Consider the following 26,970-nt stretch of genomic DNA (forward strand, 5'->3'; position numbering starts at 1 on the left):
AAGAAAAGCCCGATGATTCAATAAAAAACCACCGAAGGGCTTAGACTTGCCTCAGTTCATCTGTGGGCTTATCCGCTTACTATCGCTTTAAACTGGTAAAGCAAAAGTCGCCAATAAAGAAATAACTCATTAAAAACAATGCAGTAACCTTCACTGTCTGTGTTAGCCATAGAACTCCGTTGTTTTGAATGCCAATATCAACGCATTACGAGGTGTTACACTGTTTGGACAAAATTCCCCCAACTGAACGCGGTATCCTTGTTCTTGTAAAAAGCAGCAACGATCTAAGATAAGCCATTGTTCTAACACTTGGCGAAACAGGTGCGCCACTAAATCAATTCGTCTAGTTAATTGCTGTCTTTGTTGCCCAATGGCAAGCCATGACTGAAAATCACTAATATTGCCAATGGATACTGATTTTTGCTGGGCCGCCCAATGGCAAAAAGCTTCAAAACTGTCGCTAAGCTGACTCTGCTTGATGGCAGGAAGAGGGAGATATGCATCAATACCACGGCACTCGCGCTGTAATGCATCAAAACCCAACCGCCAGGCAATCTCACGAAGGCGAAGGGATTGTTGCTTAGGGTTCGCAATGACACTTTGCTGCAACGGCAGCTGTAGATCGTGGCGGCTTAGTCTTAACGCACTCGCCTTTGCAAGACTGGATAAGCCTTGATATTGCTCAGCGTGAATTAAATGGTAACAGCAAGGGGAAATCGCTAGCGCTTGAGTGTTTGCCGTAGCGGCTAGTTGTAACAAACGTACATGCAAATCGCCACAGGCATGCAGTGCTACAGCCTGCTGTTCTTCTCTAAAGGGATTTGTCGTTTGCTGCTGCCTAGTGCGATGACCCTTAGGTTCGATAGCGAAGGCATCAGCGCAAACAAACTGCTGAGTCAAATGCCATTTTTCAGCAAAGGCTTGACCTTCTTCGCATAGGGCTTCCTGCCATTCAAGGCTTACGACATCAACGCCCCGCGATTTGGCAATGAGGCGCCCTAAATGGCCCTTACCCGCACACCACTCGAGTACGGGTAAACCATACTGAGGTAAATGCTGCACGAACGCGGTAATTTGCTCCCACTTTCGACCCTTAATATGGGCACTAAAGTGCGCTAATCCTTTAGTGTCGAGCTCGTTAGTTTTTGAGAGTACCGCCCCTGAAATATCACTTAGGGTTTGAGTTAACAGTGATAAATCCCAGTCAACCCCAAGGGCGGCCAAATCCTCAGTTAAGGCAGGCGCTAAGGCTTCAACTAGGGCAGCTTGGTTGGCATCTAAACCATCGAGCTTGTCATCGTCGAGCGTCCACACCGCCTTTGCAAGTGATGGAAACATCCCTTCCCAAGGTAGCGCTTTAGCCTCAAAGGCGCGCACTTGCCAGAGCGGAGTACTTTTCTCAAGCAACTGATTAAGCTTGGTAAAATACTCAAGTAGACGATGTGATGATGGATAATTGATTTGTTTCACCCTAAATCCGTATTTAGCTCGTGTAAATAATCTCTGCCTTAAGCCTCACACAATCCGAGGGGGGATTATCTTGCAAGGTAAGGGATTTAAATCCTAAAACTGCTACTATGCCGCGGCGAAAGAATTAAACACGGCCTTCGAGAGCATAAGTCAAAGCAATCGAAGAAAGTCCCACTCAAGAAGAGAATAGCGATGATTTCCCCCTGTGTTGCCCGCTGCGGCCTAAATGATGACGACTATTGCATGGGTTGTTTTCGCCATATTGACGAAATCGTTGCTTGGCGCACCAGTACTGAAGCTGAGCAGCAGGCTATTGTCGATAAACTTGCATCACGAAAAGCAGACTTCGTCGGTGAGGAAAATCAACACACCCTTAGCCGAGCCAAATGGCTTGAAGCCGAGGCGCGGATCAGTGAGAAAGCTTAATACTTTGATGGTGCGACACGGCTTAATTCGATAGGCTGACGTTATTTAAGCCCAACCCAATACCGACTTATTTTTTCATCATCGCCTTTAAATCGGCAAAGGGATTGTATGTTGCTGCCGCCTGCTTAGTTTCGGTTGTGCTACCGTAACGAATAAGCTCTTCAAATCGGGAATGTTCGTTATCGTGACAATAGAGGCACAATAACTCCCAATTTGAACCATCGGATGGGTTATTGTCGTGGTTGTGATCCCTATGGTGAACGGTTAATTCACTTAGGTTTTTTGAGGTAAACTCACGGGTACAACGGCCGCAGATCCAAGGATACAGTTTTAAGGCTTGTTCCCGATAGCCGCCCTCACGTTTTGCGCGGTATTCGCGCTCTTGGGCTAACACTTGATCTAACTTGCTTTGGCCTTGATTTACAGACATCTTCACACCTAACTCATACAACCTTGGATATTGCCCCAAGGATAATCTCAGTTTTTCCTTGGGGCAATGATTGCAGCAGGGTTTTAACTAGGAAACATTGCCTAAATCGGCATTAGAGAGGTGCAAATAATGCAAGTATTTCTCGTACTGGGTCACCACATCGGCTAGTAGCTGCTCTTCCGTGTATCCCATTACATCATATTGCTGGCCACCCTGTTCCAAATAAACTTCTGCGCGGTAATACCAAGTATTACCCTGCTCTAACTCCTCACCCACAGGATTAACAATTTCAAAACTGTTGATCCTAACCCCATAAACAAAAGGCAAATAGGCGTCATTGCTGATCACTAAGCGCACTCTGCGCTCATAATATTCTAACTCAGCGGTGATGCCCTTACTCATAAACTGTTGGCATATTTTGGACAGTGCCGGTGTTGCCACATTATTCAGGAAATTCTGTGCCTCTTCTTCAGTGGGATGGGAAACCAAAACATCGATACGCTCTTCCCAACTGATGTTGGTCTTAGCGTACTGCACACTCGTGGTATGGAGTTGCACACTGTTAATTTTTAACCAGTCATCCTTTAGCGCCTGATAAAGTCCTAAGCACATTAACAGCATCACACATAAAAACGGCATCGCACTTGCTATGGCAGCGGTTTGCAACGCCTGTAACCCCCCCGCAAGTAACAGCACTGAAGCAACAACACCCTGGAGCAGCGCCCAAAAAACTCGCTGCCACACAGGGGCATTATTGTCGCCCCCCGAGGTGAGATTATCTATCACCAAAGAACCTGAATCCGATGAGGTCACAAAGAAGGTCACCACCAAACAAATGCCGATACCTGACAATAAATTAGGAAATGGCATGTGCTCAAAAAACACGAACAACGCTACGGGTACATTGGTATTGACGGCTTCAGCAAGATAGGTAGCGCCTTGGTTCATAATGGCGTCAATGGCCGAGTTGCCAAATACCGTCATCCATAAAAAGGTTAACGTCGAGGGCACAAATAACACCCCTACCAGAAACTCTCTTATGGTGCGTCCGCGGCTTACTCTGGCAATAAAGGTCCCCACAAAAGGGGACCATGAAATCCACCAGCCCCAATAGAGTAACGTCCAGCCACCAAGCCAATCTTCCTTATGCTGATAGGCATAAAGATTAAAGGTTTTATTCACAATATCACTCAGATAACTACCGGTATTTTGCACAAAAGCTTGCAATAACATTACTGTGGGGCCAACCAGCAATACGATGACCAACAACAGCAAAGCGAGGATTAGATTGAGTTCACTGAGTCGTTTGACTCCTTTATCCAACCCTGAAAAGACTGACAGTGTCGCTAAAAGCGTGATGCCAATAATCAGCGATACCTGCACTACGGTGTTATTGGGTAGTTGCTGAAATAAGTAACTTAAGCCCGAGTTGACCTGTAGCACCCCAAACCCTAATGACGTCGCCACCCCAAACATGGTTCCCATGACCGCAAAGGTATCGACACAGTGACCTATGGGGCCGTGAATACGTTCACCAATTAATGGATAAAGCGCACTGCGAGGAAGCAAAGGCAACTTATGCCGATAAGCAAAATAGGCAAGGCTTAAAGCCACCACAGCATAAATAGCCCAAGCATGGATCCCCCAGTGGAAAAAGGTGATTTTCAGCGCCTCCTTGGCAGCAGCAAGTGTTTCAGGCGTCGCATCCGGGGGGGCCAAATAATGCATTACAGGCTCTGCCACACCGAAAAACATAAGCCCAATACCCATGCCGGCGGAAAATAACATGGCAATCCAGCTCTTATAGGAATAATCAGGTACTGCATGGTCAGGCCCTAACTTAATGTCCCCAAATCGACTGACCATCACGAAGATGATGAAAACCAGAAAAATAGCGACTCCGAGTATATACAGCCAGCCGGCTTTAGCTTCTAGCCATGATTGCATGGATTTAAAGAACAAATTAGCTTCGGTTGGCCAAATGGCACAAATCATCACCATGAGGGCAATAAAGAACACCGAGGAATAAAAAACGGGTGGGTTTATACTGGACTTGATCAAGATATCACTCCCTACTTCAGGCAAGTTCCCTTTTAAATTTCAGACATTTTGTCCTGCTCATCCAATAATAGATGACTCTTTTCAGCCCTGTCGTTTGAAGGCATCAATTCGAAAAATATTCCTTAAGATGGCGGGCAATGCCTAAATGCTTGGCTCTATTTTCACTATGCCAAGGAAAGATAAAACCGCTAACAGCAAAAAAAATGGCGAACAACAGGTTCGCCAAATCATTTTACTAATAAATATCCTAACACTAATCCAAAGTGTTGATCGAGCCATTAATATCAGAATGTTATCTCAAGCACTAAAGCCTTTTACTTGCTTTGGTGGGCGTTTGCGAAATCCCTGCGGTTAAATTAAAACGCATCGCCTCCTCGAAGGACCAATCGACCATAATCAAGTCGTCTCTTTTGACCAAACTGGTCACCCCCGCCATTTGATAGCTCAATTGGAATAATACAGGAACCCAATCCCCCTCGGGCAGTGCGTCCAGTAATGGTTTTGGTGGTGAATCTGTCATGATAAAGCCGACAACATATCCGCCATTAGCCTGTCTCACCAATACGGTTTGTTGGGTGTTTGATTTTCCATCGCGATTCATCAGATTAGCAATATCGCGGATACTGCCATAAACAGACTTGAACAGTGGGAAACGCATTAATTGGCGTTCAAGCCAGCCATATAGCCACACGATAGGACTGACTGAAAACAGTAAACCAACCGCAAACACAATAGCGACGACGAGGAGAAAGCCGGCCCCTACAAAATGCTGATTTATCCCCAGCAGTTCTAAGATAAAAATCCCTAATCCATCCAAGGATACAAATAGGGACCAAAACAACCACAGGCTTAGGGCCATCGGCAGTAGATTCATCAAGCCACGGGCTAAGGTTTTCTTCATTTCTGTCTCATAAAATCAATAAGATACAATTAGGCATAAAATATTTACGCTAAAACAGCGCGTTAAATGCTATCACAGCATCACTTTTGTACCAGCAATTGATGTATGGTAAAGCCCGCAAGACCGATAACAATAAACAAAAGCATCGAGGGAATAAGAATGCGCGTGACCCGCTTAGATCATCTGGTACTGACGGTAAAAGACATAGAAACCAGTGTACAGTTCTATCAGTCCGTACTCGGGATGAAAAAATCCGTGTTTGCCAATGACCGTATCGCCTTAAATTTTGGCGATCAAAAAATCAACCTGCATCAAGCGGGTGCCGAGTTTGAACCTAAGGCAGAACGCGCTACCCCAGGCAGTGCCGATCTGTGTTTTGTGGTCAGCCACAGTATCACTGAAGTACTTAAGCATCTGCAAGCGCTGAATATCGCCATTGTCGAAGGGCCAGTGCAGCGCACCGGTGCGACGGGTCGCATCAACTCAGTGTATATTCGCGATCCTGATTTAAACCTGTTAGAACTTTCAGAATATCTGCCCGCCTGCTCTCAATAATGTAAATCAGCCTTGCCCTGTATTGATTAGCGCAAGGCTTCATCAAAACTGAATAACCTTCCCCCAAATTTTTCGCAATTTTTTAAATTTTATGGCCTAAGCTTTTCATACTTAGTCTAAAAAAGTCTGAGTTTGCGCAGCCTAAGTTTTAATTGATGCCTAACGAAAGCAATTCCATGCCGTGACAATAAGGCATGTAATGTCGGCCATTAAGCACTGCTGTGGCCAAAAATCGCTGAGCTAAACCTATGTATGGTTGACGAAAAGTCCTCAATTACGACCTATGCTTAATCGTTCTCAAGCACCAGTTCTGGTTTGGTTTCGGGTTTAAGTAATATTGAGATTCCCATTAAGTTGAGGTGTTACCTTGAAGGCACTTATATTGTTGGCGGGTTTGTTATTCATGGGCCATGGTCACTGCGAATCAGTCCCAATTGAGAAACTTATCGGCACCTGGGGCAGCTCCGATGATGGCGGTAAAACCTTTTGGGGATTCGACCAATATTTTGCAAACGGTACCATCAAATCCTGGGGCACCCTCCCTGAAAGCGATAAATCATTTCGGGTGGAAGCGCAATATCGGATCAAGGTGAAATTTGGCACCTTTGCCTGTCTCACCGTCACCCAGTCCCAGCCCTATATGGAGTTTGTGGGTGAAAGCTGGTGCGATGAAATTCTTGAGGTAACCGATTCAATTTTTAAATATCGTACCGATGACGGTGTGATAACCACCCTGTATCGGCAAGTTCAATAGATAGCACAACCAACACAAAAACTATATAAACATATGATTAAAAAGGTTAGTTCGTTTGGCTTCGACTGTGCTCAATCCCCTTTATATGGGGCAGATTAGCTATGATTCGCCTTAGCGCTAATGACCTATGGTTATATTACCGCCGAATAATGATTCTAGGCGCTAGCATCTTTTTAGGTGTGGTTTGGTTAACCCTCTGGACTGGATGGCATCGTCAAGAGGCTGTTGAAATTGAACGCGCCAAACAACAAGTGTTTGAAACCGCTTTACACTTAGAGGCGGTGATCAAAACCGCCCGCGATCAGGTCACCCAACTGACTCAATGGTCGAATGAATTTATCAATCATACCCCTTATGTTGGCTCAGAGCCCCTGCAACAGACCTTGGCTAAGGCAATAGCTCAATCGATTGATGGCGCTTTTACCCTGGATACTCTTGATAATCGTCCGGCAAAGGATCGTCTCGGGCAGATAATTGCGCTGACAAGCGCCAATGACCCCATTCCACCCTATGAGGTGTCCCCTGCCAATCTCGCCGCTTCACTTCTTGATAGAATGAGCAACGGTCAAATGACCTCAGACTTTTTACGCTGGACTTACTTTTTTTCGGCAAACGAAGACTTGTTAGCACTCACGCCTTGGGTCTCGAGTCAAGACGCCCTAGGTACCGCGCCGTCCATTGAATTATATCTTCAAAGCTCTTGGAAGGATTATGAAGTCACACGCCTAGGGTTACCGAGTAATAATCCCGAGCGTAAACCGTACTGGACAGCCGCTTATATTGACCAAGCGGGTGCGGGACTCATGGTATCCCACGCTCAACCCGTTTACTGGGAAGAAAAGTTTATTGGCATTGTCGCCACCGATGTATTGCTAAATTTCCTCAACGAACTTTTAAAAACCTTTCCAGATCCCGAAGGCACATTATTGATTAATAATGAGCACAATCAAATTCTCGCCAACAGGGAAGACACGGAACCTAAAAACACAACCATTGCCAACCTCAGCAGCATATTGCCAGTAGACCTATCCACCACAAATTCATTAGACAAAATGAATGGCCTGTATGTGGATGAAAACTTGCTACTGGCCTCCTCACTGGAAAATCCTCGATGGACAATCGTTTTTCTATTGCCTAAGAGTTTAATTCGACAACGGATTTTGAAATCCTATTCATCCCAATTGCAATTGTCCCTCGCATTAATTATCGCGGTTGTGGTCATCAACCTGATACTCTGGCACATGTATGTTGCTCCCTCCCTCAGGGTGGCTCGATTTGTCGCAAGCTACGTAACTCAAACCACTAGCAGCCCCCCAAAAGTCCCTCAAGCTTGGATCCCCTGGGTCAATGAGTTAGTGCAAGCCTTCAGTGAACGCCGACGTTTGTTCCAAGAACTTGAACGGAATAATGCCGCCCTAGAACGAAAAGTTGCGGCTCGAACCCATGAACTACAGAAGGCCAATGAACAGCTTGCGCGACAGGCAAATACCGACGCATTAACCGGTGTGTATAACCGTCGTTTCCTGCTAGAACTGTTGGAAAATGAAACCGAGCGCGTTCGCCGTGGAGAATCGCCTCTGGCCGTTTTAATGCTCGATTTAGATTACTTTAAAAGGGTCAACGACAAGCATGGTCATGATGCGGGCGATGCTGTTCTTTGTGAATTTACTGAACGGGCATTATCCTGCATACGTAAGATAGACAGACTTTGTCGCTACGGAGGAGAAGAATTTGCCGTGGTATTACCCAGCTGCATTGCAAGAGATGCCTTAGAAATCGCCGAGCGACTCAGGCATAAGGTCGCTGCAACGCCCATTGAACACGCCGGCATTAACGTTTCAATTACCGTCAGTATCGGTGTCGCGCAATTTCATATTGGCGATAATGCCGAAAGCTTGCTTAAACGCGCTGATGACATGCTGTACCTTGCCAAAGTGCAAGGGCGTAACCAAGTGGTATATTTACCCGACTAGGGTAGGATGTTCATCAATAAAAAGCGCTGCCAAATTGCAGCGCGTTTTGCCTCTCAGACTGCTTCGCTTACTCGCGCATATCCTTTTCCATGTCCTCATAGGACGTATGGCGTACATCTTTACCCTTCACATAGTAAATAATGTATTCACAGATGTTTTTACAACGATCGCCCACACGCTCCACCGCGCGCGCCGCCCATAATACGTCTAATACGTCAGGGATTGAGCGTGGATCTTCCATCATGTAGGTCATTAACTGACGGATAATACCTTCGTACTCACGGTCAAGCTTTGCGTCTTCCTTATGCAGCTCTAATGCAGAATCGGCATCCATTCGCGCTAAAGCATCTAAGGTTGAATGCAACATACGAATCGCGTGACGACCCATGCTTTCAATACTTACCAGAAGTGGTTGCTGATTGTTCGAGCGCTTATCTAATGCCGCCTTAGCGATACGCACGCAGGCATCACCGATACGCTCAAGATCGGCAATCGATTTAGAAATCGCGATGATAAGACGCAGGTCACTGGCCGCAGGTTGACGCTTAGCAATAATGCGGGTGCATTCTTCATCGATAGACACTTCCATGCCATTGACCTTGTGATCGCCAGATATCACCTTTTGCGCCAGTTCGGCATCTAAGGTACTTAAGGCATCGATGGCTTGCTCTAATTGGCGCTCAACTAAACCGCCCATGGCGAGCACACGATTTCGAATGTCCTCTAACTCGGCATTAAACTGCCCTGAGATATGTTTGTTTAAATTCATGTTTTCCATTTGGCCAACCTTTTACTCAACTGTACCAACGCCGCTGCCGACATTTCAATGATTTAATCGCATTTACTGGAGCGCAGCCTATTCCATGACAGGTCGCATCACTCAGCGCATACTGACTTAGCGGTCACGATTAGCCGTAACGGCCAGTAATATAATCTTCGGTCTTACGCTTTTTAGGCGTAGTGAAAATCGTATTAGTGTCGGCGTATTCGACCAGTTCACCCATGTACATAAAGGCGGTTTGATCCGACACACGGGCGGCTTGTTGCATGTTGTGGGTCACGATAACAACCGTGTATTTGGTTTTAAGCTCAGTGATGAGCTCCTCAATCGTTAAGGTCGAAATCGGGTCGAGCGCCGAAGTAGGCTCATCGAGCAGCAGTACTTCTGGTTCAATCGCAATCGCACGGGCAATCACAAGACGTTGCTGCTGACCGCCCGATAAACCAAAAGCATTGTCATGCAGACGGTCTTTCACTTCGTCCCAAATCGCTGCGCCGCGAAGTGAGCGCTCGGCCGCTTCATCGAGTTCACGGCGATTATTCACCCCCTGCAGACGCAGGCCATACACCACGTTTTCATAAATCGATTTAGGGAAAGGGTTTGGACGCTGGAACACCATACCGACGTTACGGCGCAGCGCGGCCACGTCGATGTTTTTGTCGTAAATATTCTGACCGTGCAGCAAAATTTCGCCGTCAATTTTGCAGTTATCCACTAAGTCATTCATGCGGTTGATGCAGCGCAGCAGTGTCGATTTACCACAACCACTCGGGCCGATAAACGCGGTGACTTGTTTCTTAGGGATTTTCATCGACACATTGAACAGCGCTTGCTTATCACCGTAGCGTAAATCCAGATTGCGGATCTCAAGCGCGGTATCGGTCTGGCTCAGGTTAGCTAAATCAAAGTGGTTTGTTTTCATTGACGTTGGATCTATAGAAATCATATTCGGTCCTAATACTTTCAGGATAATCGCTGATTAATGCTCTAGCGAACGATATTTTTCGCGCAGGTGGTTACGCACGCTGATCGCGGTTAAGTTCAGTGCCACAATCACAGTCACCAATAAGAAAGAGGTGGCGTATACCAGAGGACGCGCCGCTTCCACGTTAGGACTCTGGAAACCCACGTCGTAAATATGGAAACCTAAGTGCATGAATTTGCGTTCTAAATGCACGAACGGGAAATTAAGGTCTACGGGCAGTGTTGGCGCGAGTTTTACTACACCCACCAGCATCAGTGGCGCCACTTCACCCGCGGCGCGGGCAACGGCTAAAATCAGCCCCGTCATAATCGCAGGGCTTGCCATCGGGATTACGATTCGCCACAGGGTTTCGGCTTTAGTCGCGCCGAGCGCCAAACTGCCCTGACGCACCGCACTCGGAATCCGGCTTAAGCCTTCTTCGGTCGACACTATCACTACAGGTAAAGTTAGAATCGCCAGCGTCAATGCCGACCAAATCACCCCTGGCGATCCGAAGGTCGGTGATGGCAGTGCTTCGGCATAGAACAGTTGGTCGAGTGAACCGCCGAGCATATACACGAAGAAGCCTAAGCCAAATACGCCGTAAACAATCGATGGCACACCCGCTAAGTTGATGACCGCAATACGGATCATCTTAGTAATTGGGCCCTTTTTGGCGTATTCGTGTAGGTAAATCGCCGCAATCACCCCAAATGGCGTCACGATAATCGCCATTAACAGCACCATAAACACTGTCCCGAAAATCGCGGGGAATACGCCGCCCTCAGTATTGGCTTCTCGAGGGTCGTCACTTAAAAAGTGGCCAAGCCCGCTGAACCATTTACCCAGTTTGCCGAAAAGGCCTAAGTGATTGACGTAGGTAACATCGAGCACTGTATCTAACTTGAGTTCGACTTCCTCACCGCGCATATCGCGCACTATTACTGAGTCGCGGGCAGCCTCATCCCTCAACGCAAAAAGCTGTTTCTCGAGTACTTTATAATCCTGCTGCAGCTTATCCTTCTCGGCAGCCAATTCTGACTTGCGGCTATCGGTCAGCTCGCCATCAAGTTCATAACGACGCTCCTTTAAGCGCAGTTTTTCAATTGCATAGTTGATTGAACCAATATCTTGTTTTTGTAACGACAGCGCTTCTTCAGACAACCCGACGGCACGCTCGATGTGATCCATTAACGACGACTCAATCGCATCGTTTGTTAGCTCAAGGCGCTTACCGTTTTCAATAACAGCCACAGGATAACCGTAGAAGTTACCGTTCTTCGCACGCTCTAACATGGCGACATCCGTTGGCTCACTGCGGCTGATGATGTCAGTCGCTAAAATCCAGCGGAAATCTAAACCGACAAATTCACGGTTACCGGTTTTAACCAGATAACGGGTCACAAACTCGCCAGGTTGTTGTTTAAATACATGACCCGCCGCCACTAAACGCTCAGTTGGCACTTCTTCCCTATCGTAGATTTCACCGATAAGGATTGAACGTGCTCCTGTGTTATCTTCAAGCTCCCACTGATAAATCGTCGCAGGCCAAAAGAAGCTTAGGCCACGCCATGCGATCAGCAGTAATAAGCCTAAAACCGCAATCAAACTGATGCTCACCGCGCCGCCTGTCATCCAAATCCACGGCGAGCCTGATTTTACCCACTTACCCATTGCACAAGCCTCTTAAGGTCACTGGCGAAAACATTTTTAGTATCATTATTTTATCTTCCTTACAGCGAGCTATAGCGGTCACGCAGACGCTGTCTAACCACTTCGGCAATAGTGTTAAAGAAGAAGGTAAATACGAACAGAACGAAGGCCGCGAGGAACAGCACACGGTAGTGCGAACTGCCAATCGCCGACTCAGGCATTTCCACCGCGATGTTAGCCGCCAAGGTACGCATGCCTTGGAACACGCTCCATTCCATAATGGCAGTGTTACCCGTTGCCATTAGCACGATCATGGTTTCCCCCACGGCGCGGCCAAGGCCCATCATCACCGCAGAAAAAATACCTGGACTTGCCGTTAACAGCACAACGCGAGTCAGTGTCTGCCATGGGGTTGCACCGAGGGCTAAGCTGCCGTTAGACAGGTGACGCGGCACAGAGAAAATCGCATCTTCAGCAATCGAGAAGATAGTTGGAATGACCGCAAAGCCCATGGCAATACCCACCACCAGCGCGTTACGTTGATCGAAAGTAATACCTAATTCGTTAGTGATAAATTGACGGGTGTTGCCATCGAACAGCGCCACTTCGATCATCGGACTGATGGCAAAAGAGAGCCAGCCCACAAAGCAAATCACCGGCACTAACATCAGCTCCTGATACACCTCAGGTAAGCGATGTTTCCAAGTTGCCGGTAACTTACTCCAGCTGTAAGCAGAGAGGAGAATCGCGCTTGGCAGTAAAATCAGCAGCAATAGAATGCCCGGCAGATGTTCTTCAATCAGCGGCGCTAACCATAAACCTGCTAAGAAACCTAAGATAACCGTCGGCAGTGCTTCCATGATTTCGATGGTAGGCTTAACTAAACCCCGCACCTTTGGCGACATAAAGTAAGCGGTGTAAATGGCGCCGGCAATCGCTAATGGCACGGCAAATAACATCGCATAGAAAGCCGCCTTCATCGTGCCATAGGCCAGTGGCATTAGGCTGAGCTTAGCTTCAAAATCATCGCTGCCTGAGGTCGATTGCCACACAAACTTAGGCTCAGGGTACCCTTCGTACCATACCTTGTTCCACAGCGCACTCCATGACACTTCTGGATGGGCGTTTTCAACATGGAACAGATTCAACTGCTTATTGGCTTCAACCACTATGCCATTCGAGCGTGGGCTAAAGCCCATGGCGCCGGCATTGTTAAGGTTAAACTTTTCAGTAAAGAGTTCACGCTCACTGGTGGTATAGAGCAGTGTTAGTTCGCCCTCTGGGCTCACTACTGCAAAGCTTTTACGGTAGAACTCTGAGGCAATTGAAGAAACAGGTTTGAGGTCAGTGAACTCACGAATTTCTTGATATAGACGCCCCTTAGGGCCATTCACTTGGAAGTATTGAGTCACTATCCCCGTGTCGTAGCTCACCAGAATTGAGCTCGCGCCAGCCAACAGGGCAATATTATTCACTTTGGCCTTGGCTTTTTCAGCATTAAGTACCTGAATCAGCTCAATGCTTTCGGCATCACGAATATTGTAGATAAAGACCTTGCTGCCCATCTGCAACATCAATTGACGTTGATCTGGGGTCATCAGTTGATGATCAACTTTTTTAGGGGCATCGGGGATAATTGAACCCGTTGACGTCCACTCCACCTCTTCGGTCATCATGTTTTCTTGACCATCGAGACGACTGATACGCCAAACACCACTATCGTCTTGGTAGGCGAAACTAATTTTGTCGCTGCTGTAGCTAAAACTTAAATGGTGAATAGCACTACCGGAACCGTCGATAGTGATAGGCGTTTCACCCGCGCTGTAACGCAGTTTTGGGGTGATTACGCGTTTGTTATTGGGATAACTCAGGCCAAATTCAATGCCAACGATAAGGGCTTGTCCGTTACTTAACCCTAGGGCAAATCGCTGTTCACTCGGTGCGGCGACGGCAGCGCTCGTCACTTTCACCCCTTCGGGTAAAGGCGGAGCAAAATCAGCAAGTAAACTACCATCAAGCGCAGAATAGAAAGCCACTTGGCCGTCAACTGTCACGCGGTACATGACTTCGTTTTGCTCATCGGCGCCGACCATCAGGGTCGCCACGTCAGCATGCTGATAGCTGACACTTTTCACCGAAGTCACATCAGCGCTATCAAATATCGGTTTTATCACGTACAGCAAATAGAAGAAAATCAACAGTAAGGCAACAAAAACCATAGTGCCACCAACGGTGACACCAATTTGCGCCGCTCTATCCTTAAATGCCCTGCGGTTCGAACGTCCGCCCTTGAGCAAACTATGCGGTGTTGAACCAGGTTGAATGACCTGACTTTCCATTAAGAACCTCTATTATTAAAGCCTGCGAGTTTTTTCGCTAGGATTTGCCCTTCGCTCTGATTACACTGAATGAATGTAAACTGAGCAATAACAACACCCTTCATTCTAAGTGCGACGAATTATATGACGCAAACATGACAGTTGTGTTACATCCCGAGTGAAAACAGGTGCCTTTTACAAAAATAGGAGTTTGACCAGATGCTACGATACTTAATTACATTGCAAGCACCTGATAGAAAAGGATTAGTCGAACAGATTGCCCACGCTGTCAGCCGCCATGGCGGCAGTTGGCTCGATTCCGAATTGCGCCATATCGATGGGATCTTTGCCGCAATTTTATTACTCGAAGTGCCATCCCTAAAAATGGATGAATTGATTGAGTCGCTCGAATGTATTGACCATCTCACCCTGACCTATTCCAAAACCTCGCTTCCGCAAAAACCCATCAAGCGCTTAAGTTACAGTTTGGTCGCCTATGACAGGCCGGGTTTAGTGTTAGATATTTCTAATCGCATCACCGCCTTAGGTATCAATATCGAGCAATTTAGTAGTCAATTCGAGACCGCAGGCCACACAGGGATTGCGCTATTTAGGGCAACCATCGGCCTTGGGCTGACCGACCTTTCACAGGAAGATCAACTGGTGCGCTCCCTCTATTCACTCGGCGATGATTTAGTACTGGATAAACTTAGTCGTTGATTCAGTTAAAACGCCATAAAAAACGCCGCAATCCTGCGGCGTTTTTTACAAATTTATTACATATCTAGTTCAAGGATTAGGCGACCTTTTGGTGGCGCGATTTTATCAAATAACGCAGCGGCACTTGGGAAATCAACATCCCGAGTAGCATCAAGCCACAACCCAATAGCGCACGCAGACCAAGGGATTCGCCAAGGAACATGATGCCGCCAATGGCCGCAAACACGGTTTCCAAACTTAAGATAATCGCCGCATGGGCTGGATGGGCATGTTTTTGTGCCAGCACTTGCAGGGTATAGGCAATCCCCACTGAAATTAGCCCCGCATAGGCCAGTGAGCCCCAAGCCGAAGCCACATTTTCTAAGGTCGTCACTTCCATCACCGCCGACACCATTAGACTCAACACCCCGCAGACAAAGAACTGCATCATCGCCAGCAGCACTGGGGAAATACGCTTTGCAAAGTGATCCACTGCTAAAATATGCATCGCCCAAAAAAGCGCCCCAACGAGCTGCAACGCATCGCCATAACCTATCGTCATACCCTCTTTAACGCTTAAAAAATACAAACCGATAGCCGCTATCGCGCAGCCAAGCCAAGTATTCGCACCCGTTGCATGCTTAAGTGCTAAACCCAAGATCGGTACCAGCACGATATAAAGACCGGTAATAAAGCCGGCGTTGGCCGCTGTGGTATGTAAAAGCCCTACCTGCTGAAACGATGCCCCCGCAAACAACAATAAACCTACGACAAGACTCCCGATAGCGAAGTCCTGTGTCGTCCCAATATGGATTTTTTTCTGCCAATGTAGATACCACACTAAAGGAAGTAGGGAGACGGTTCCAATTAAAAAACGAATACCGTTAAAGGCAAAGGGGGAAAGATGCTCCATCCCCAACGTTTGGGCAACAAAACCAAATCCCCAAATTGCGGCGGCGAGCAGCAGTAACAGATTAGCAGGCAAGATACATCCTCGGCAGATAAAAGGATGACAAGGTTACCAGTTGGCCTACGTTAATCCAATACAATGCCGTCATCAGCGCCTAACCTTACTTAAGATTAGGTTGTTAATCCGTCAATCACGCCTTCTGACCTCGCCAATCGATAATTCCAAGGCAAACTTGAGCGCTTTTTTTGTATACTGACCCAAAGCCAGCCCCATTGCAGTACTATTTACGCAGCCAACACCGTTGACATGCTTGGATCTTGCCAACCTCCTGCAACAAGTCCGCAGTGGATCGACGAGTTTGTGGCCAATCATTTAGGAACCCCTATGTTAGGAACGCTAAAAAAAATGCGTGCTCAATTAGATGAGTCGCACAAGGTACAATATCAATTGGTCGTTGGAGATGAGCAATTAGCGCTTAACCCATTGATTGGTAAATCACTCACCTTAACGCACACGGGTAATATCTTCTGTTGTCACTGCGGTAAGAAGACCAAAAAGAGTTACTCACAAGGCCACTGCTTTGTGTGCATGCAAAAGCTTGCCAGCTGCGATATGTGTATCATGAAACCCGAAACCTGCCACTTTGACCAAGGCACCTGCCGCGAGCCCGAGTGGGCGCAGAGCCATTGTTTTGTCCCCCACTATGTTTACCTGTCAAACACCTCAGGGATTAAGGTCGGTATCACCCGCCATACGCAATTACCGACCCGCTGGATTGACCAAGGCGCAACCCAAGGGTTACCGATTTTTAAGGTAGCAACGCGGCAGATTTCAGGCCTAGTGGAAGTGGAACTTGCTAAGCTCATCAATGACAAAACCCACTGGCAGGCCATGCTGAAAGGACACGCCGACGATATCGACCTCAATGTAAAAGCCGAAGAATTAATTCCACAGATTGAAGCTAAACTGCACGAAATCGGCATGCAAAAAGGCGATTACAGCATCGAGCGTCTGCACGAGAAGATTCAACCCATTGACTACCCAATTGAGTCGTTCCCAAAGAAAATCGCTTCACATAACTTCGATAAAGAGCCCGTGGTCAGCGGCATTTTGCAAGGCATTAAGGGCCAGTACTTAATCTTCGATACCGGCGTGATTAATATCCGTAAGTTCACGGCCTACGAAGTGAGTGTTGAACACGCTGAATAATCAGTTTGAGATAATGATGACTCTTGCTGGAGGCGTAACTCGTTGCCCTTCAGCAATCAGCACTCTCTTTTAGGCACTCGAACTCGCCATTGGCTTTCAGTTCAATCCAAACTCATGAGTGAAAAAAGCGTCAATTTGGAAATATCGTACTTCCATAAAACTCTCACCCAAGGACGTTGTTATCAAGCAATAACACTCGCACATTCAATATGGTTATCAATCAGTTTTGTTCCAAAGACAGTGAAAGCGCCATGCCAAACGATTTACAAACACACCCTATTTCTACCCGATGTTTTGGCTAAATAGAGTGCCGAATCGGCTCGTCTCACCGCGTCATAGGCATTTTCATCCTGTTGTTCGACGGCTGATAGACCAATACTCACAGTCACATGTTTAATATGGCTGAAGTTTGTTCCCTCGATACTTGCCCTAATTTTTTCAGCTTCGATTAGTGCATCTTTCGTTTCAGTCCCTGTCAGTACCAGCAGAAATTCCTCGCCACCGTATCTGGCAACTAAATCGGTTTTACGCACTGATTGCGTTAACAATGTTGCGACTTCGATTAACACTAAATCGCCAGTCTCATGTCCATAGGTGTCGTTAATTTTTTTAAAATGATCTATGTCCACCATCACGACGGTGTAGGCTAAGCCAAAGCGTCTTAACCGACTGAATTCATTTTCGAGATAATCCGCAGCGGCGCGGCGGTTGTAGAGATCCGTTAAGGGATCCCGTCGACTCAGGCGTTCGAGTTCTTGGTTGGCCATTGCTAATTCTTTGGTTCGCTCTAACACCTTATTTTCTAAGGTTTGATTCATCTCAAGCAGCGATTTCTCTTGTTTTAAGAGTGAAGAGGTCATTGTTTTAATGGCATCAATTAGAAACGAAATTTCGATCAAACCATCGGATTTAGGAAATTGGACTAAGTCCTTACCTGCTTGAATTTCTTGGGTGACTTTACTTAACCGCTCAAGGGGTAAACTCACAGAGATTGACATTTGATAGACAAACCACAGACAGAGCAAAATGGCCACGCCACTCACCCATAATAACTTTCGCTGTAAATCGGTGATTTCTTGAATGGCTACATCCTTTGGAATACGAATAATAATTCGCCAACCTAGTGGTTCTTTGAGTGAGGATTTAAGTGCCGTCACACCTGTTAAATACTCATGGCCATCGGGCCATTGAATGAGCTTGCTACTGTTATTCTTGGGCAGTAAATCATGGGGAATGGCATTATTCGCTAATGCCTGAGGATACAGAATGACATCATCATGACTCACAATCTGCACATCAATACCCGTTTGCTGTTCACTTCTGGAAAGTGCGGATTCAATGACACTATTTACCCATTTCCAGTTTGAATGGGTGGCCACAACCCCTAATAACTGCTGGTTGGCATCGTAAACGGGGGCGGCAAAATCGATTAGCCGTAAAGGGTCGTTTTTATCGATATTCAATACCTTCGCCAGCAACACGGCTTCATGAACATCACCAATAAACATCCCCGCCTGACCTTGAATAAACCATGGCCGTTTGGACACATCTTGTCCTTCAAGAATCCCGTCTGCGGCATATTCAACAATCCCCTCTTTATTGGCAAACCCCAACCAAGAGTAATATTCGTAGGATGCTTTGATGTTATCTAAACTGTGTCGGATCTTTGGATAGTCGTCCGAAAATATCATTCGCTGGCTTAGCAGAGTGATTTCTCTTGCACGTTCATCAATATTGTTTGAGATGGTTGTTTCAATCGATGTACCGAGCATGGCTAATTGATTAGCGTAGGAGCTTAACAATTTATCTGAGGCCATCGTAGATAGATAACCGGTAAAACCTAAACTGAAAATAAGACTGATCCCACCAAAAAAGAAGGTGAGCCTGTAACGCAGCGAATTTAACCATTTAAAAATATTCAAAGTACTTAACCTCATCTCAAAGCGAGGATTTATGACTAATCATGTATTTAATCCGCAAATCACCAAAATGTCAGTGGCTCAATAAGTGAAGAACCAAAAGTGAGTCAACCAAATTATCGAAACGAGAATCCTAAGCCCAGCCACACAAGTAAATCGACGAGGGGTACATAGCTATGTTAAAGGCCAAGTCATGGGGGACATAAGAATACCGAGTGGAATGACATTCACTTTGCTCGCAAATAAAAAGGACAAGTAAACTGCTCGTCCTCTTTATTCAATCCCTTACATTATTGTAATGCATGGGTTGCAGGTATCGGTAACAGCATTTCATCAACCAATGAATCAAAACCCGCTTTAAGTTCATCCCTGTCTCTCATATTGGCAAAGCCTTGGGCAAGCACGCGCCAGAACTGCTCTGTCGCTTGCGCCGAATCCCCCGTGCGCTTAAAAAAGCTTACCAATACAGAGCCCTTTTCATACTTTTTAGGATCGACGCCCGCCGAAGACAATCCTGGGACTAGACCTGCAGCGGCGAGGATCTGCTCATCGCTCATCGCCTTACCCAGCGCGATACCATAACCCACTTGAAAATCTGCCAATTGTGGGTCCTGTACCCAGCGAAACCCCTTAGTTAACAGTACCTTTTTAAGGGTTTCCTGCATCTGCAGTGACACCGACTTCTCGTCGAAGTGACTATCGACAAAGATTTTTTGTAACTTGGGGTGCCAACTGTAGGTCATTGCCGATGCGGGTAACTGGCTCAAATCCCCCGCCATCACCACAGTAGTACGAAGTTCCCTGTCGCTGTCACTCACACATGCCGATAAGCTAACAACGCCCAATACCATCATCGCTAAAAACCGCCAAGCCCAGTGTGGTAAGTACATATTCATGCTCCCCTGTATTGCTGATTTTAGAATAGGTGCAAATCTCATTACTTAAAATCTATATACATCATAGTGTTAAACTAAACACATTTGAAATACAAGGTAGTCATCGCTTAAATTCCCCCCACAGTCTCCCAGCTGGCGATGCGGCTTACATATTTTGTTATTATTTTTTGTCAGCTTAAGCCTATTCACCATATAGGCGCGGCAATCTTTAACCGCTAGAATGCCACGCCAAGCACAGCGCAGATTTCTGCCTGTTGTCTCGACAAACAACACTGCTCTCACCAGCTAAACAAAACAGCACTAACACAGAACGACAATAACAGGTTGGGATTTATGGAGTTAATACTCGCTATCGCTTTATTTGCCTTTTCATCGGGGATCACCCCAGGCCCAAATAACATTATGTTGATGACCTCTGGAGTCAACTTTGGAGTAAAGCGCAGCATTCCCCACCTGATGGGCATTAGCTTAGGTTTCCCAACCATGATTTTGGCCATTGGCCTTGGTCTAAGCACTGTGTTCCAAGCCTATCCCATTATCCACCAAGTGATTAAGGTGGTAGGGATTGCCTACCTCTTGTACCTGTCTTGGCTCATTGCCAACAGCAGTAGCAAAATGGAGGGTAAGGCCATTGCGAAACCCTTTAGCTTTTTACAGGCTGCGGCATTTCAATGGGTGAATCCAAAGGGCTGGATTATGGCTGTGGGCGCCATTGCCACTTTTACCTCAGTGCAGCAGGATTTAACTCCTCAGGTGATCACCATCGCCTCGGTGTTTCTGTGTGTGGCCTTTCCCTGCGCCATTGTTTGGCTGGGTTTTGGAGTCGCCCTTAAGCGCATTCTGAAAAACCAGCGCCAACAGAAAATCTTCAATATCACTATGGCAGTCTTGCTTGTGGCGTCTATCATCCCTATGATCGCACCCTAATTTTTGCCAAAGCGATACAGAGCCTTAGACCAAATGAACGAACTCGACCTGATCATTGAACAAACCGATAACTGGGTGAAAAAAGTGATCATGAAATACAATATCTGCCCCTTTGCCCGCCGTGAGGTCGAAAGAGGCAGTATTCGTTATCTGGTGGTCGAACAAACCAAGGTCAAGCAAGTCCTTAAGGCACTCATTGAAGAGTGCCAATACTTAGATACTCACCCCGAAGCCGAAACCACACTGTTTATCCTGCCCTGTGGTTTTGAGGGGTTTTATCCCTACCTAGACCTTGTTGATATGGCGAACGATGAACTTATCGACAATGACTACGAAGGCATATACCAGCTGGCAACCTTCCATCCTGACTACTGTTTTGACGGGGAACCTCAGGATGCACCGAGCAATTTTACTAATCGCTCCCCCTACCCGACACTGCATATCATCCGTGAAGCCAGCATGGAGTTAGCTCTGGCTAACTACAATGATCCCGAGACGATCCCCGAGCGCAACATCAATTTCTGCGAGCGTAAAGGCAGTGACTTTTTTGTCAAACTGCTCGCCGAATGTATGGGGAATCATTAAGCTTCCTATATCTAAACGAGCTTAATTCGCTTTCTTAAATTCAAAACAGACATTAACCACCTCGCGTAACTGCTCTAATCCTTAACATGAGTTGCTTGGTAGTTGAGCGTGAACATCGGACTGCATTCACAATTTATTTACTTTTATATTTTCCACACTTTTCTCGTAACAAAAGCCATAGGCGATAAAAAATTTTTACCGTACAACACCCAAAGCCATCCAATTGAAATAACTCGCCTTAGCCGTCAATCAGCACATCATTTTTGGTCTTTATGTAATCATTTCCTGACAAAAGACGCTCTCAGCCACCAAAGCCAAATGTTACCTATTTGTTAGCAAAAATATCCTGTGTTAGCTTGGGCGTTCCTAAGGGCTCTGGCATCGGCGATTTACGGTATTACAACCGTGACGACTAAAGCGAATACGAGAGTGAAAAGAGTACAAAGAGACTCCCTGCCTTAGGCATATAATTCAAAACAACAATTGGAGTAAAACATGAAGTTAAGCAAAATTGCGAGTGCGGTCATGGCACTATCCATTGGCGTTATTGCCCAGGCCCATGCCGATGACAATCGTTATGTGATCCAAGTCGACGCAGATCACAAGGGAGTCGTAAAGGCGCTAGCGAAAAAACTGGGCGGCGAAATTAACGTTGAAGGCGATGAATTTTTTGCCGCGACTTTCACAGGCAAAGATTTAGCCCAAGTGAAAGGCTTACTCAATAATCCCCATATCACCCTGATTGAAGAGGATGTGCGCCGTTATCCAATGGCAGCATTTAGTGACGATGCAGGTAATCCAACTACTGTGCAAGTGACTCCCTATGCGGTTTATCAATCTATGGCCGACCAAGTCACCTTCAATTCAAACAGTGGCACGAAAGTCTGTATTATCGATTCAGGTTTAGACCGCTCTAACCCTGACTTTAACTGGGACATCAATATCACTGGTGACGACGATTCCGGTACGGGTAAATGGGACGAAAATGGCGGCCCACACGGTACCCACGTAGCAGGCACAATAGGCGCATTAGATAACAATTTCGGTGTTATCGGTATGGCGCCAGGCGTACCTATGCATATCGTTAAAGTCTTCAATGCCGACGGTTGGGGATATTCTTCGACCTTAGCGGCTGCGGCAAATAAGTGTAGCGATGCAGGTGCCAACATCATCAGCATGAGTTTAGGTGGTGGCCGCGCCAGCAAAACTGAAGAACGTGCCTTCAATGCATTCACCGCAACCGGCGGTTTAGTGGTGGCAGCTGCCGGTAACGACGGTAATAACGTACGCTCGTACCCAGCAGGTTATCCATCGGTGATGATGATTGGTGCTAACGATGCCGACAATAACATTGCAGCCTTCTCTCAATTCCCAAGCTGTGTATCAGGCAAAGGTAAAAGAGCGACCGAAAATGATGCTATCTGCGTCGAAGTGACCGCAGGTGGCGTCAATACCCTGTCTACTTACCCAGCAGGTATGGCAACGATGGCAACCCTCAGCGCCGATAACACAAACTTTGCCACCTCCTCGATGGAAAACGCTGGCTCTGGCTCGGGTAACACTTACTTTATGGGCACAGCTCAAGCTGTGGATACTGGCGCCTATGGTAAAGTGTGTGTGATTGACCGTGGCGTGATTTCCTTCCACGACAAAGTATTGAACTGTGAAAAATCCGGTGGTGTTGGCGCGATCATTATCAATAACGTGTCTGGCATGCTTTATGGCACTTTAGGTGATACTAACCAAACCAGTATTCCTGCGGTTGGCGCAGCGCTGGAAGACAGAGCCGCCTTAGTGGCTGCGGCTAACGCAACTGTGGCGATTGAAGCTGTGGACTATGGCTATATGAGCGGCACTTCTATGGCAACCCCAGCAGTATCGGGTATTGCCGCGCTGGTATGGTCTAACCATAGCGAATGTACCGGCACTGATATCCGTAATGCCTTAAAAGCCACGGCAATGGATGCGGGCGATGCGGGTAAGGATGAGAAGTTTGGTTATGGTATCGTCAATGCCAAGGCTGCTGATGCTTACCTCACGACCTATGGCTGTTCAGGTAAATAAGCTAACCTCACCACTATCCTCAAAAAAACCAGCCTACGGCTGGTTTTTTTTGGCCTATGAGCCCCCCAGACTGAGTACTTGGGTAATTCCCTTAAACTTAGTAGTTCGCAATTTAATCAAATTAAAAATTCAATCCCTAAACGATAAAACCTTTTATCAAGCGGTAACATACTTCATGTGCTAAAAAATATTTTATGGAACAACAATCTGTTTTATCTAATTGAATTTTATACACAGCTGTAGATTCATAATGGGAAATACCCGTTAGATTTGTAATCTTTTATTTACAAAGCGTAAAGGTTACAAATTGCTACCATTGTTAATCATTTGTTAAGGTTTTTTTCCTGTGTTAGCTTGAAATCACCTAAGGACCTTTGGCAGAAGCCAGCGACAAACTAAGGTGCAGTAGACACCCAATGTCACTTAGGGCATTCAACCCAGATAACAATTGGAGCAAAACATGAAGTTAAACAAAATAGCGAGTGCAGTCATGGCCTTATCCGTTGGTGCCATTTCACAGGCCCATGCGGACGACAATCGTTATGTTATTCAAGTAGACCCCGATCATAAGGGCGTTGTTAAAGCACTGGCGAAAAAACTCGGCGGAGAAATTCAAGTCGAAGGTGACGAATTCTTTGCTGCTACTTTCTCGGGCAAGGACTTAGCCCAAGTAAAAGGCTTACTTAACAACCCTCATATCACTCTGATTGAAGAAGATGTGCGCCGTTACCCAATGGCAATATTTAATGACGATGCTGGCAATCCAATGACGCAGCAAGTCACGCCCTACGCCGTTTATCAATCTAAGGCCAACCAAGTCAGCTTCAACCCAAACGCTGGCATGAAAGTTTGTATCATCGACTCAGGTTTAGACAATTCTAACCCTGACTTTGAATGGAACAATATCACCGGCGATAATGATCCTGGCACAGGCAATTGGTTCCAAAATGGTGGTCCACACGGCACCCACGTAGCGGGTACCATTGGCGCTAAAGATAACAACGTCGGCGTTATTGGTATGGCGCCAGGCGTACCAATGCACATCATCAAAGTATTCAATGCTGCCGGCTGGGGTTACTCGTCAACCCTCGCCGCTGCGGCAAACAAATGTAGCAATGCGGGCGCCAAAATTATCAGCATGAGCTTAGGTGGCGGCGCGTCAAGCATCACGGAAAAAACCGCCTTCGATAACTTTACCGCTGCGGGTGGTTTAGTGGTGGCGGCAGCCGGTAATGATGGTAATTCTGTGCGTTCTTACCCAGCGGGATATCCATCGGTAATGATGATTGGTGCTAACGATGCCAATAATCAAATTGCCGACTTCTCACAATACCCAACCTGCGTGACGGGTCGCGGTAAAAAGGCCACTAGCGATGATGGCATCTGTGTTGAAGTCACCGCAGGCGGTGTTGATACCCTATCAACCTACCCCGCAGGCATGGCAACAGTGGCGACCCTCACCGCCGATAACACAAACTTTGCCACCTCCTCGATGGAAAACGCGGGTGTAGCCTCGGGTAACACTTACTTTATGGGCACAGCACAAACTGTGGATGCTGGCGCCAATGGTAAAGTGTGTGTGATTGACCGTGGCGTGATTTCCTTCCACGACAAAGTGCTTAACTGTGAAAACTCAGGTGGTGTCGGTGCGATCATCATCAACAACGTCTCTGGTATGCTCTACGCCACCTTAGGTGATACTAACCAAACCAGTATTCCTGCGGTTGGCGCAGCGTTGGAAGACAGAGCGGCATTAGTCGCTGCGGCTAACGCGTCGGTGGCGATTGAAGCTGCAGACTATGGCTTTATGAGCGGCACCTCAATGGCGACCCCTGCGGTATCAGGAATGGCCGCGCTAGTTTGGTCGAATCACAGCCAATGTACTGGTACGCAAATTCGTAATGCGCTTAAAGCCACGGCAATGGATGCTGGGGCTGCGGGTAAAGACGACAAATTTGGCTATGGTATCGTGAATGCCAAGGCTGCCGATGTCTACCTCACTACCTACGGCTGCTCAGGTAAATAAGCTCTTACCGTTTAGTTAAGCGCTCGATATACAGTAAAAACCAGCCCTAGGGCTGGTTTTTTATTGGGGACTCACTCCTGTGCACTAAACAGTTCACCAACTCAGCCCCCAAACGTCCTGTGCTTCACGGCGAAGCTGCCCACGAAAATCGGGGTGAGCGATGTCAATCAAGGCCTGCGCCCTCTCCCTTAGCGAGCGCCCCTTAAGATTCGCAATCCCGTATTCGGTCACAATAAAGTGCACATGGGCACGGGTAGTCACCACCCCCGCCCCAGGGGATAACACGGCGCTGATACGGGAAATCCGCCCACCAGCTGCGGTACTTGGCAGGGCAATAACAGCACGGCCGCCCTCGGATAATTCCGCGCCACGGATAAAATCCATCTGCCCACCCACGCCGGAATAGATTTGAGTGCCGATGGAATCGGCGCAAACCTGACCCGATAAATCGACCTGCAGCGCCGAGTTTATCGCCATCACGTTGGGGTTCTTGCGGATAATGGCAGTGTCATTCACCCGCTCGATGTCCATAAAAATTACATTAGGATTATCATCCACAAAGTCGTAAAGCTTTTGGCTCCCTAATGCAAAGCCTGTGACTAACTTGCCTGGATAAAAGTGTTTTTTGCTGTTGTTGATGACGCCCTTTTCCACCAGCTGCAAAATCCCGTCGGAAAACAGCTCGGTATGCACACCTAAATCGTGATGCTCGGTTAAGCACGACAGCACCGCATCGGGTATTGCGCCAATTCCCATCTGCAAACAATCTCCATCGCGCACTAACGTTGCGACGTGCCGCCCAATCGCAAGGCTCACCTCATCTCCCGTTGAAAATGAATGGATTGGTAAACCCACGCTCTGTTCATAAATGGCGGCGAAGCGGTCAATATGTAAAAAACCATCGCCGTGGGTACGGGGCATCTGCGGATTAATATGGGCAATGATCCTACCCGCCACCTGACAGGCCGCCAGCGTTGCCTCTACGGAAATCCCCAGTGAGCACATACCGTGTTTATCCGGCGGTGAGACTTGGATTATTGCTGTATCAATTTTTTGCTCGCCGGAGCGAAATAGCTTAGGCACTTCGGAGAGGAAAATCGGCACATAATCCGCCTCGCCCCGTTGTAATAATGGCCTTGTCGGCACACCGCCAAAAAAACAGCGATGGCGCAAATGGCCAATTAAATCAGGATGACTTAGGGATTCGGCGCCTTCGGTGTGGAGTTGCAGTAGGGTGAGATTTTCAAGATTACGGGCATGTACGGCTAAAGCATCAAGCAAAATACGTGGCGTTGCCCCCATGGAGTGAGTCCAAAGGGTCTCCCCACTTTGGATTAGGGACACCGCATCGAGCGCGGTTTGACATCTTATCGCTGGCATTTACCTTTCCTCTGCAATTTAAGCATGCACTTCTCACACCATCAGCCTACGGGATTTAACCTGCCAATG

At 47.0% G+C, this 26,970-nt stretch carries 22 protein-coding genes; 10 read left to right on the forward strand and 12 right to left on the reverse strand.

Annotated elements, in window-relative coordinates; genetic code table 11:
• Positions 1-162: 162 nt before the first annotated feature.
• Positions 163-1,470, reverse strand: a complete 1,308-nt coding sequence (locus tag K0H61_RS11455) for a methyltransferase (RefSeq protein WP_220049380.1) — start codon at positions 1,468-1,470, stop codon at positions 163-165.
• Positions 1,471-1,662: 192 nt separating this feature from the next.
• Between K0H61_RS11455 and K0H61_RS11460 the strand changes: the two genes are divergently transcribed.
• A complete protein-coding gene (locus K0H61_RS11460) occupies positions 1,663-1,896 on the forward strand; it encodes a DUF1289 domain-containing protein (protein WP_220049382.1) in 234 nt (77 codons plus the stop codon).
• A gap of 67 nt (positions 1,897-1,963) precedes the next feature.
• Here the strand turns inward: K0H61_RS11460 and K0H61_RS11465 are convergent, their stop codons facing one another.
• From K0H61_RS11465 to K0H61_RS11475, 3 genes are all read right to left on the reverse strand, one after another.
• Positions 1,964-2,326, reverse strand: coding sequence for a YajD family HNH nuclease (locus tag K0H61_RS11465; RefSeq protein ID WP_220049384.1), 363 nt, complete (start codon positions 2,324-2,326; stop codon positions 1,964-1,966).
• Between the two features lie 87 nt (positions 2,327-2,413).
• Complete coding sequence (locus tag K0H61_RS11470) at positions 2,414-4,390, reverse strand: BCCT family transporter (protein ID WP_220052671.1); 1,977 nt, start codon at positions 4,388-4,390, stop codon at positions 2,414-2,416.
• 301 nt (positions 4,391-4,691) lie between these two features.
• Positions 4,692-5,288: a DUF502 domain-containing protein gene (locus tag K0H61_RS11475; RefSeq protein ID WP_220049385.1), complete on the reverse strand. Its 597-nt coding sequence runs from the start codon at positions 5,286-5,288 to the stop codon at positions 4,692-4,694.
• A 159-nt stretch (positions 5,289-5,447) separates the two neighbouring features.
• On the opposite strand from K0H61_RS11475, the gene K0H61_RS11480 reads away from it, so the two are divergent.
• The 3 genes from K0H61_RS11480 to K0H61_RS11490 all read left to right on the forward strand — a co-directional run bounded on the left by K0H61_RS11480 (position 5,448) and on the right by K0H61_RS11490 (position 8,570).
• Positions 5,448-5,843, forward strand: a complete 396-nt coding sequence (locus K0H61_RS11480; protein ID WP_220049386.1) for a VOC family protein — start codon at positions 5,448-5,450, stop codon at positions 5,841-5,843.
• A 367-nt stretch (positions 5,844-6,210) separates the two neighbouring features.
• Complete coding sequence (locus K0H61_RS11485) at positions 6,211-6,597, forward strand: hypothetical protein (RefSeq protein WP_220049388.1); 387 nt, start codon at positions 6,211-6,213, stop codon at positions 6,595-6,597.
• Between the two features lie 101 nt (positions 6,598-6,698).
• A complete protein-coding gene (locus tag K0H61_RS11490) occupies positions 6,699-8,570 on the forward strand; it encodes a sensor domain-containing diguanylate cyclase (protein ID WP_220049389.1) in 1,872 nt (623 codons plus the stop codon).
• Between the two features lie 67 nt (positions 8,571-8,637).
• On the opposite strand, the gene phoU is transcribed toward K0H61_RS11490, so the two are convergent.
• From phoU to K0H61_RS11510, 4 genes are all read right to left on the reverse strand, one after another.
• A complete protein-coding gene (phoU, locus tag K0H61_RS11495) occupies positions 8,638-9,348 on the reverse strand; it encodes a phosphate signaling complex protein PhoU (protein ID WP_220049391.1) in 711 nt (236 codons plus the stop codon).
• A gap of 130 nt (positions 9,349-9,478) precedes the next feature.
• Positions 9,479-10,297: a phosphate ABC transporter ATP-binding protein PstB gene (gene pstB, locus K0H61_RS11500; protein WP_220049393.1), complete on the reverse strand. Its 819-nt coding sequence runs from the start codon at positions 10,295-10,297 to the stop codon at positions 9,479-9,481.
• A 33-nt stretch (positions 10,298-10,330) separates the two neighbouring features.
• Entirely contained in the window at positions 10,331-11,989 is a 1,659-nt protein-coding gene (gene pstA, locus K0H61_RS11505; protein ID WP_220049394.1) for a phosphate ABC transporter permease PstA, read from the reverse strand.
• Between the two features lie 59 nt (positions 11,990-12,048).
• On the reverse strand, positions 12,049-14,307 hold the full coding sequence (locus K0H61_RS11510; RefSeq protein ID WP_220049396.1) for an ABC transporter permease subunit: 2,259 nt from the start codon (positions 14,305-14,307) through the stop codon (positions 12,049-12,051).
• Positions 14,308-14,505: 198 nt separating this feature from the next.
• On the opposite strand from K0H61_RS11510, the gene K0H61_RS11515 reads away from it, so the two are divergent.
• The gene (locus K0H61_RS11515; RefSeq protein WP_220049398.1) at positions 14,506-15,006 is read left to right on the forward strand and encodes a glycine cleavage system transcriptional repressor; all 501 of its coding nucleotides are present in this window, start codon (positions 14,506-14,508) and stop codon (positions 15,004-15,006) included.
• Between the two features lie 76 nt (positions 15,007-15,082).
• On the opposite strand, the gene K0H61_RS11520 is transcribed toward K0H61_RS11515, so the two are convergent.
• The gene (locus tag K0H61_RS11520; protein WP_220049400.1) at positions 15,083-15,970 is read right to left on the reverse strand and encodes a DMT family transporter; all 888 of its coding nucleotides are present in this window, start codon (positions 15,968-15,970) and stop codon (positions 15,083-15,085) included.
• Between the two features lie 309 nt (positions 15,971-16,279).
• Here K0H61_RS11520 and K0H61_RS11525 point away from each other — a divergent pair, with 309 nt between their 5' ends.
• Positions 16,280-17,104 (forward strand): DUF2797 domain-containing protein, encoded by an 825-nt coding sequence (locus K0H61_RS11525; RefSeq protein WP_220049401.1) that lies wholly within the window; start codon positions 16,280-16,282, stop codon positions 17,102-17,104.
• Between the two features lie 263 nt (positions 17,105-17,367).
• On the opposite strand, the gene K0H61_RS11530 is transcribed toward K0H61_RS11525, so the two are convergent.
• Positions 17,368-19,026, reverse strand: a complete 1,659-nt coding sequence (locus tag K0H61_RS11530; RefSeq protein WP_220049403.1) for a diguanylate cyclase — start codon at positions 19,024-19,026, stop codon at positions 17,368-17,370.
• A 287-nt stretch (positions 19,027-19,313) separates the two neighbouring features.
• Positions 19,314-19,913, reverse strand: coding sequence for a hypothetical protein (locus K0H61_RS11535; RefSeq protein ID WP_220049405.1), 600 nt, complete (start codon positions 19,911-19,913; stop codon positions 19,314-19,316).
• 339 nt (positions 19,914-20,252) lie between these two features.
• On the opposite strand from K0H61_RS11535, the gene K0H61_RS11540 reads away from it, so the two are divergent.
• From K0H61_RS11540 to K0H61_RS11555, 4 genes are all read left to right on the forward strand, one after another.
• Complete coding sequence (locus K0H61_RS11540) at positions 20,253-20,846, forward strand: LysE family translocator (protein WP_220049406.1); 594 nt, start codon at positions 20,253-20,255, stop codon at positions 20,844-20,846.
• Between the two features lie 33 nt (positions 20,847-20,879).
• The gene (locus tag K0H61_RS11545; protein ID WP_220049408.1) at positions 20,880-21,431 is read left to right on the forward strand and encodes a DUF1415 domain-containing protein; all 552 of its coding nucleotides are present in this window, start codon (positions 20,880-20,882) and stop codon (positions 21,429-21,431) included.
• A 495-nt stretch (positions 21,432-21,926) separates the two neighbouring features.
• Positions 21,927-23,495, forward strand: coding sequence for a S8 family serine peptidase (locus K0H61_RS11550; protein ID WP_220049409.1), 1,569 nt, complete (start codon positions 21,927-21,929; stop codon positions 23,493-23,495).
• Between the two features lie 460 nt (positions 23,496-23,955).
• Positions 23,956-25,521 carry a S8 family serine peptidase gene (locus K0H61_RS11555; RefSeq protein WP_220049411.1) on the forward strand — a complete coding sequence of 522 codons (1,566 nt, stop codon included), beginning with the start codon at positions 23,956-23,958 and terminating at the stop codon, positions 25,519-25,521.
• Positions 25,522-25,614: 93 nt separating this feature from the next.
• On the opposite strand, the gene K0H61_RS11560 is transcribed toward K0H61_RS11555, so the two are convergent.
• Positions 25,615-26,901 carry an acetyl-CoA hydrolase/transferase family protein gene (locus K0H61_RS11560; RefSeq protein ID WP_220049413.1) on the reverse strand — a complete coding sequence of 429 codons (1,287 nt, stop codon included), beginning with the start codon at positions 26,899-26,901 and terminating at the stop codon, positions 25,615-25,617.
• Positions 26,902-26,970 lie beyond the last annotated feature (69 nt).

Source organism: Shewanella acanthi (genome assembly GCF_019457475.1).
Taxonomy (GTDB): Bacteria; Pseudomonadota; Gammaproteobacteria; order Enterobacterales; family Shewanellaceae; genus Shewanella; species Shewanella acanthi.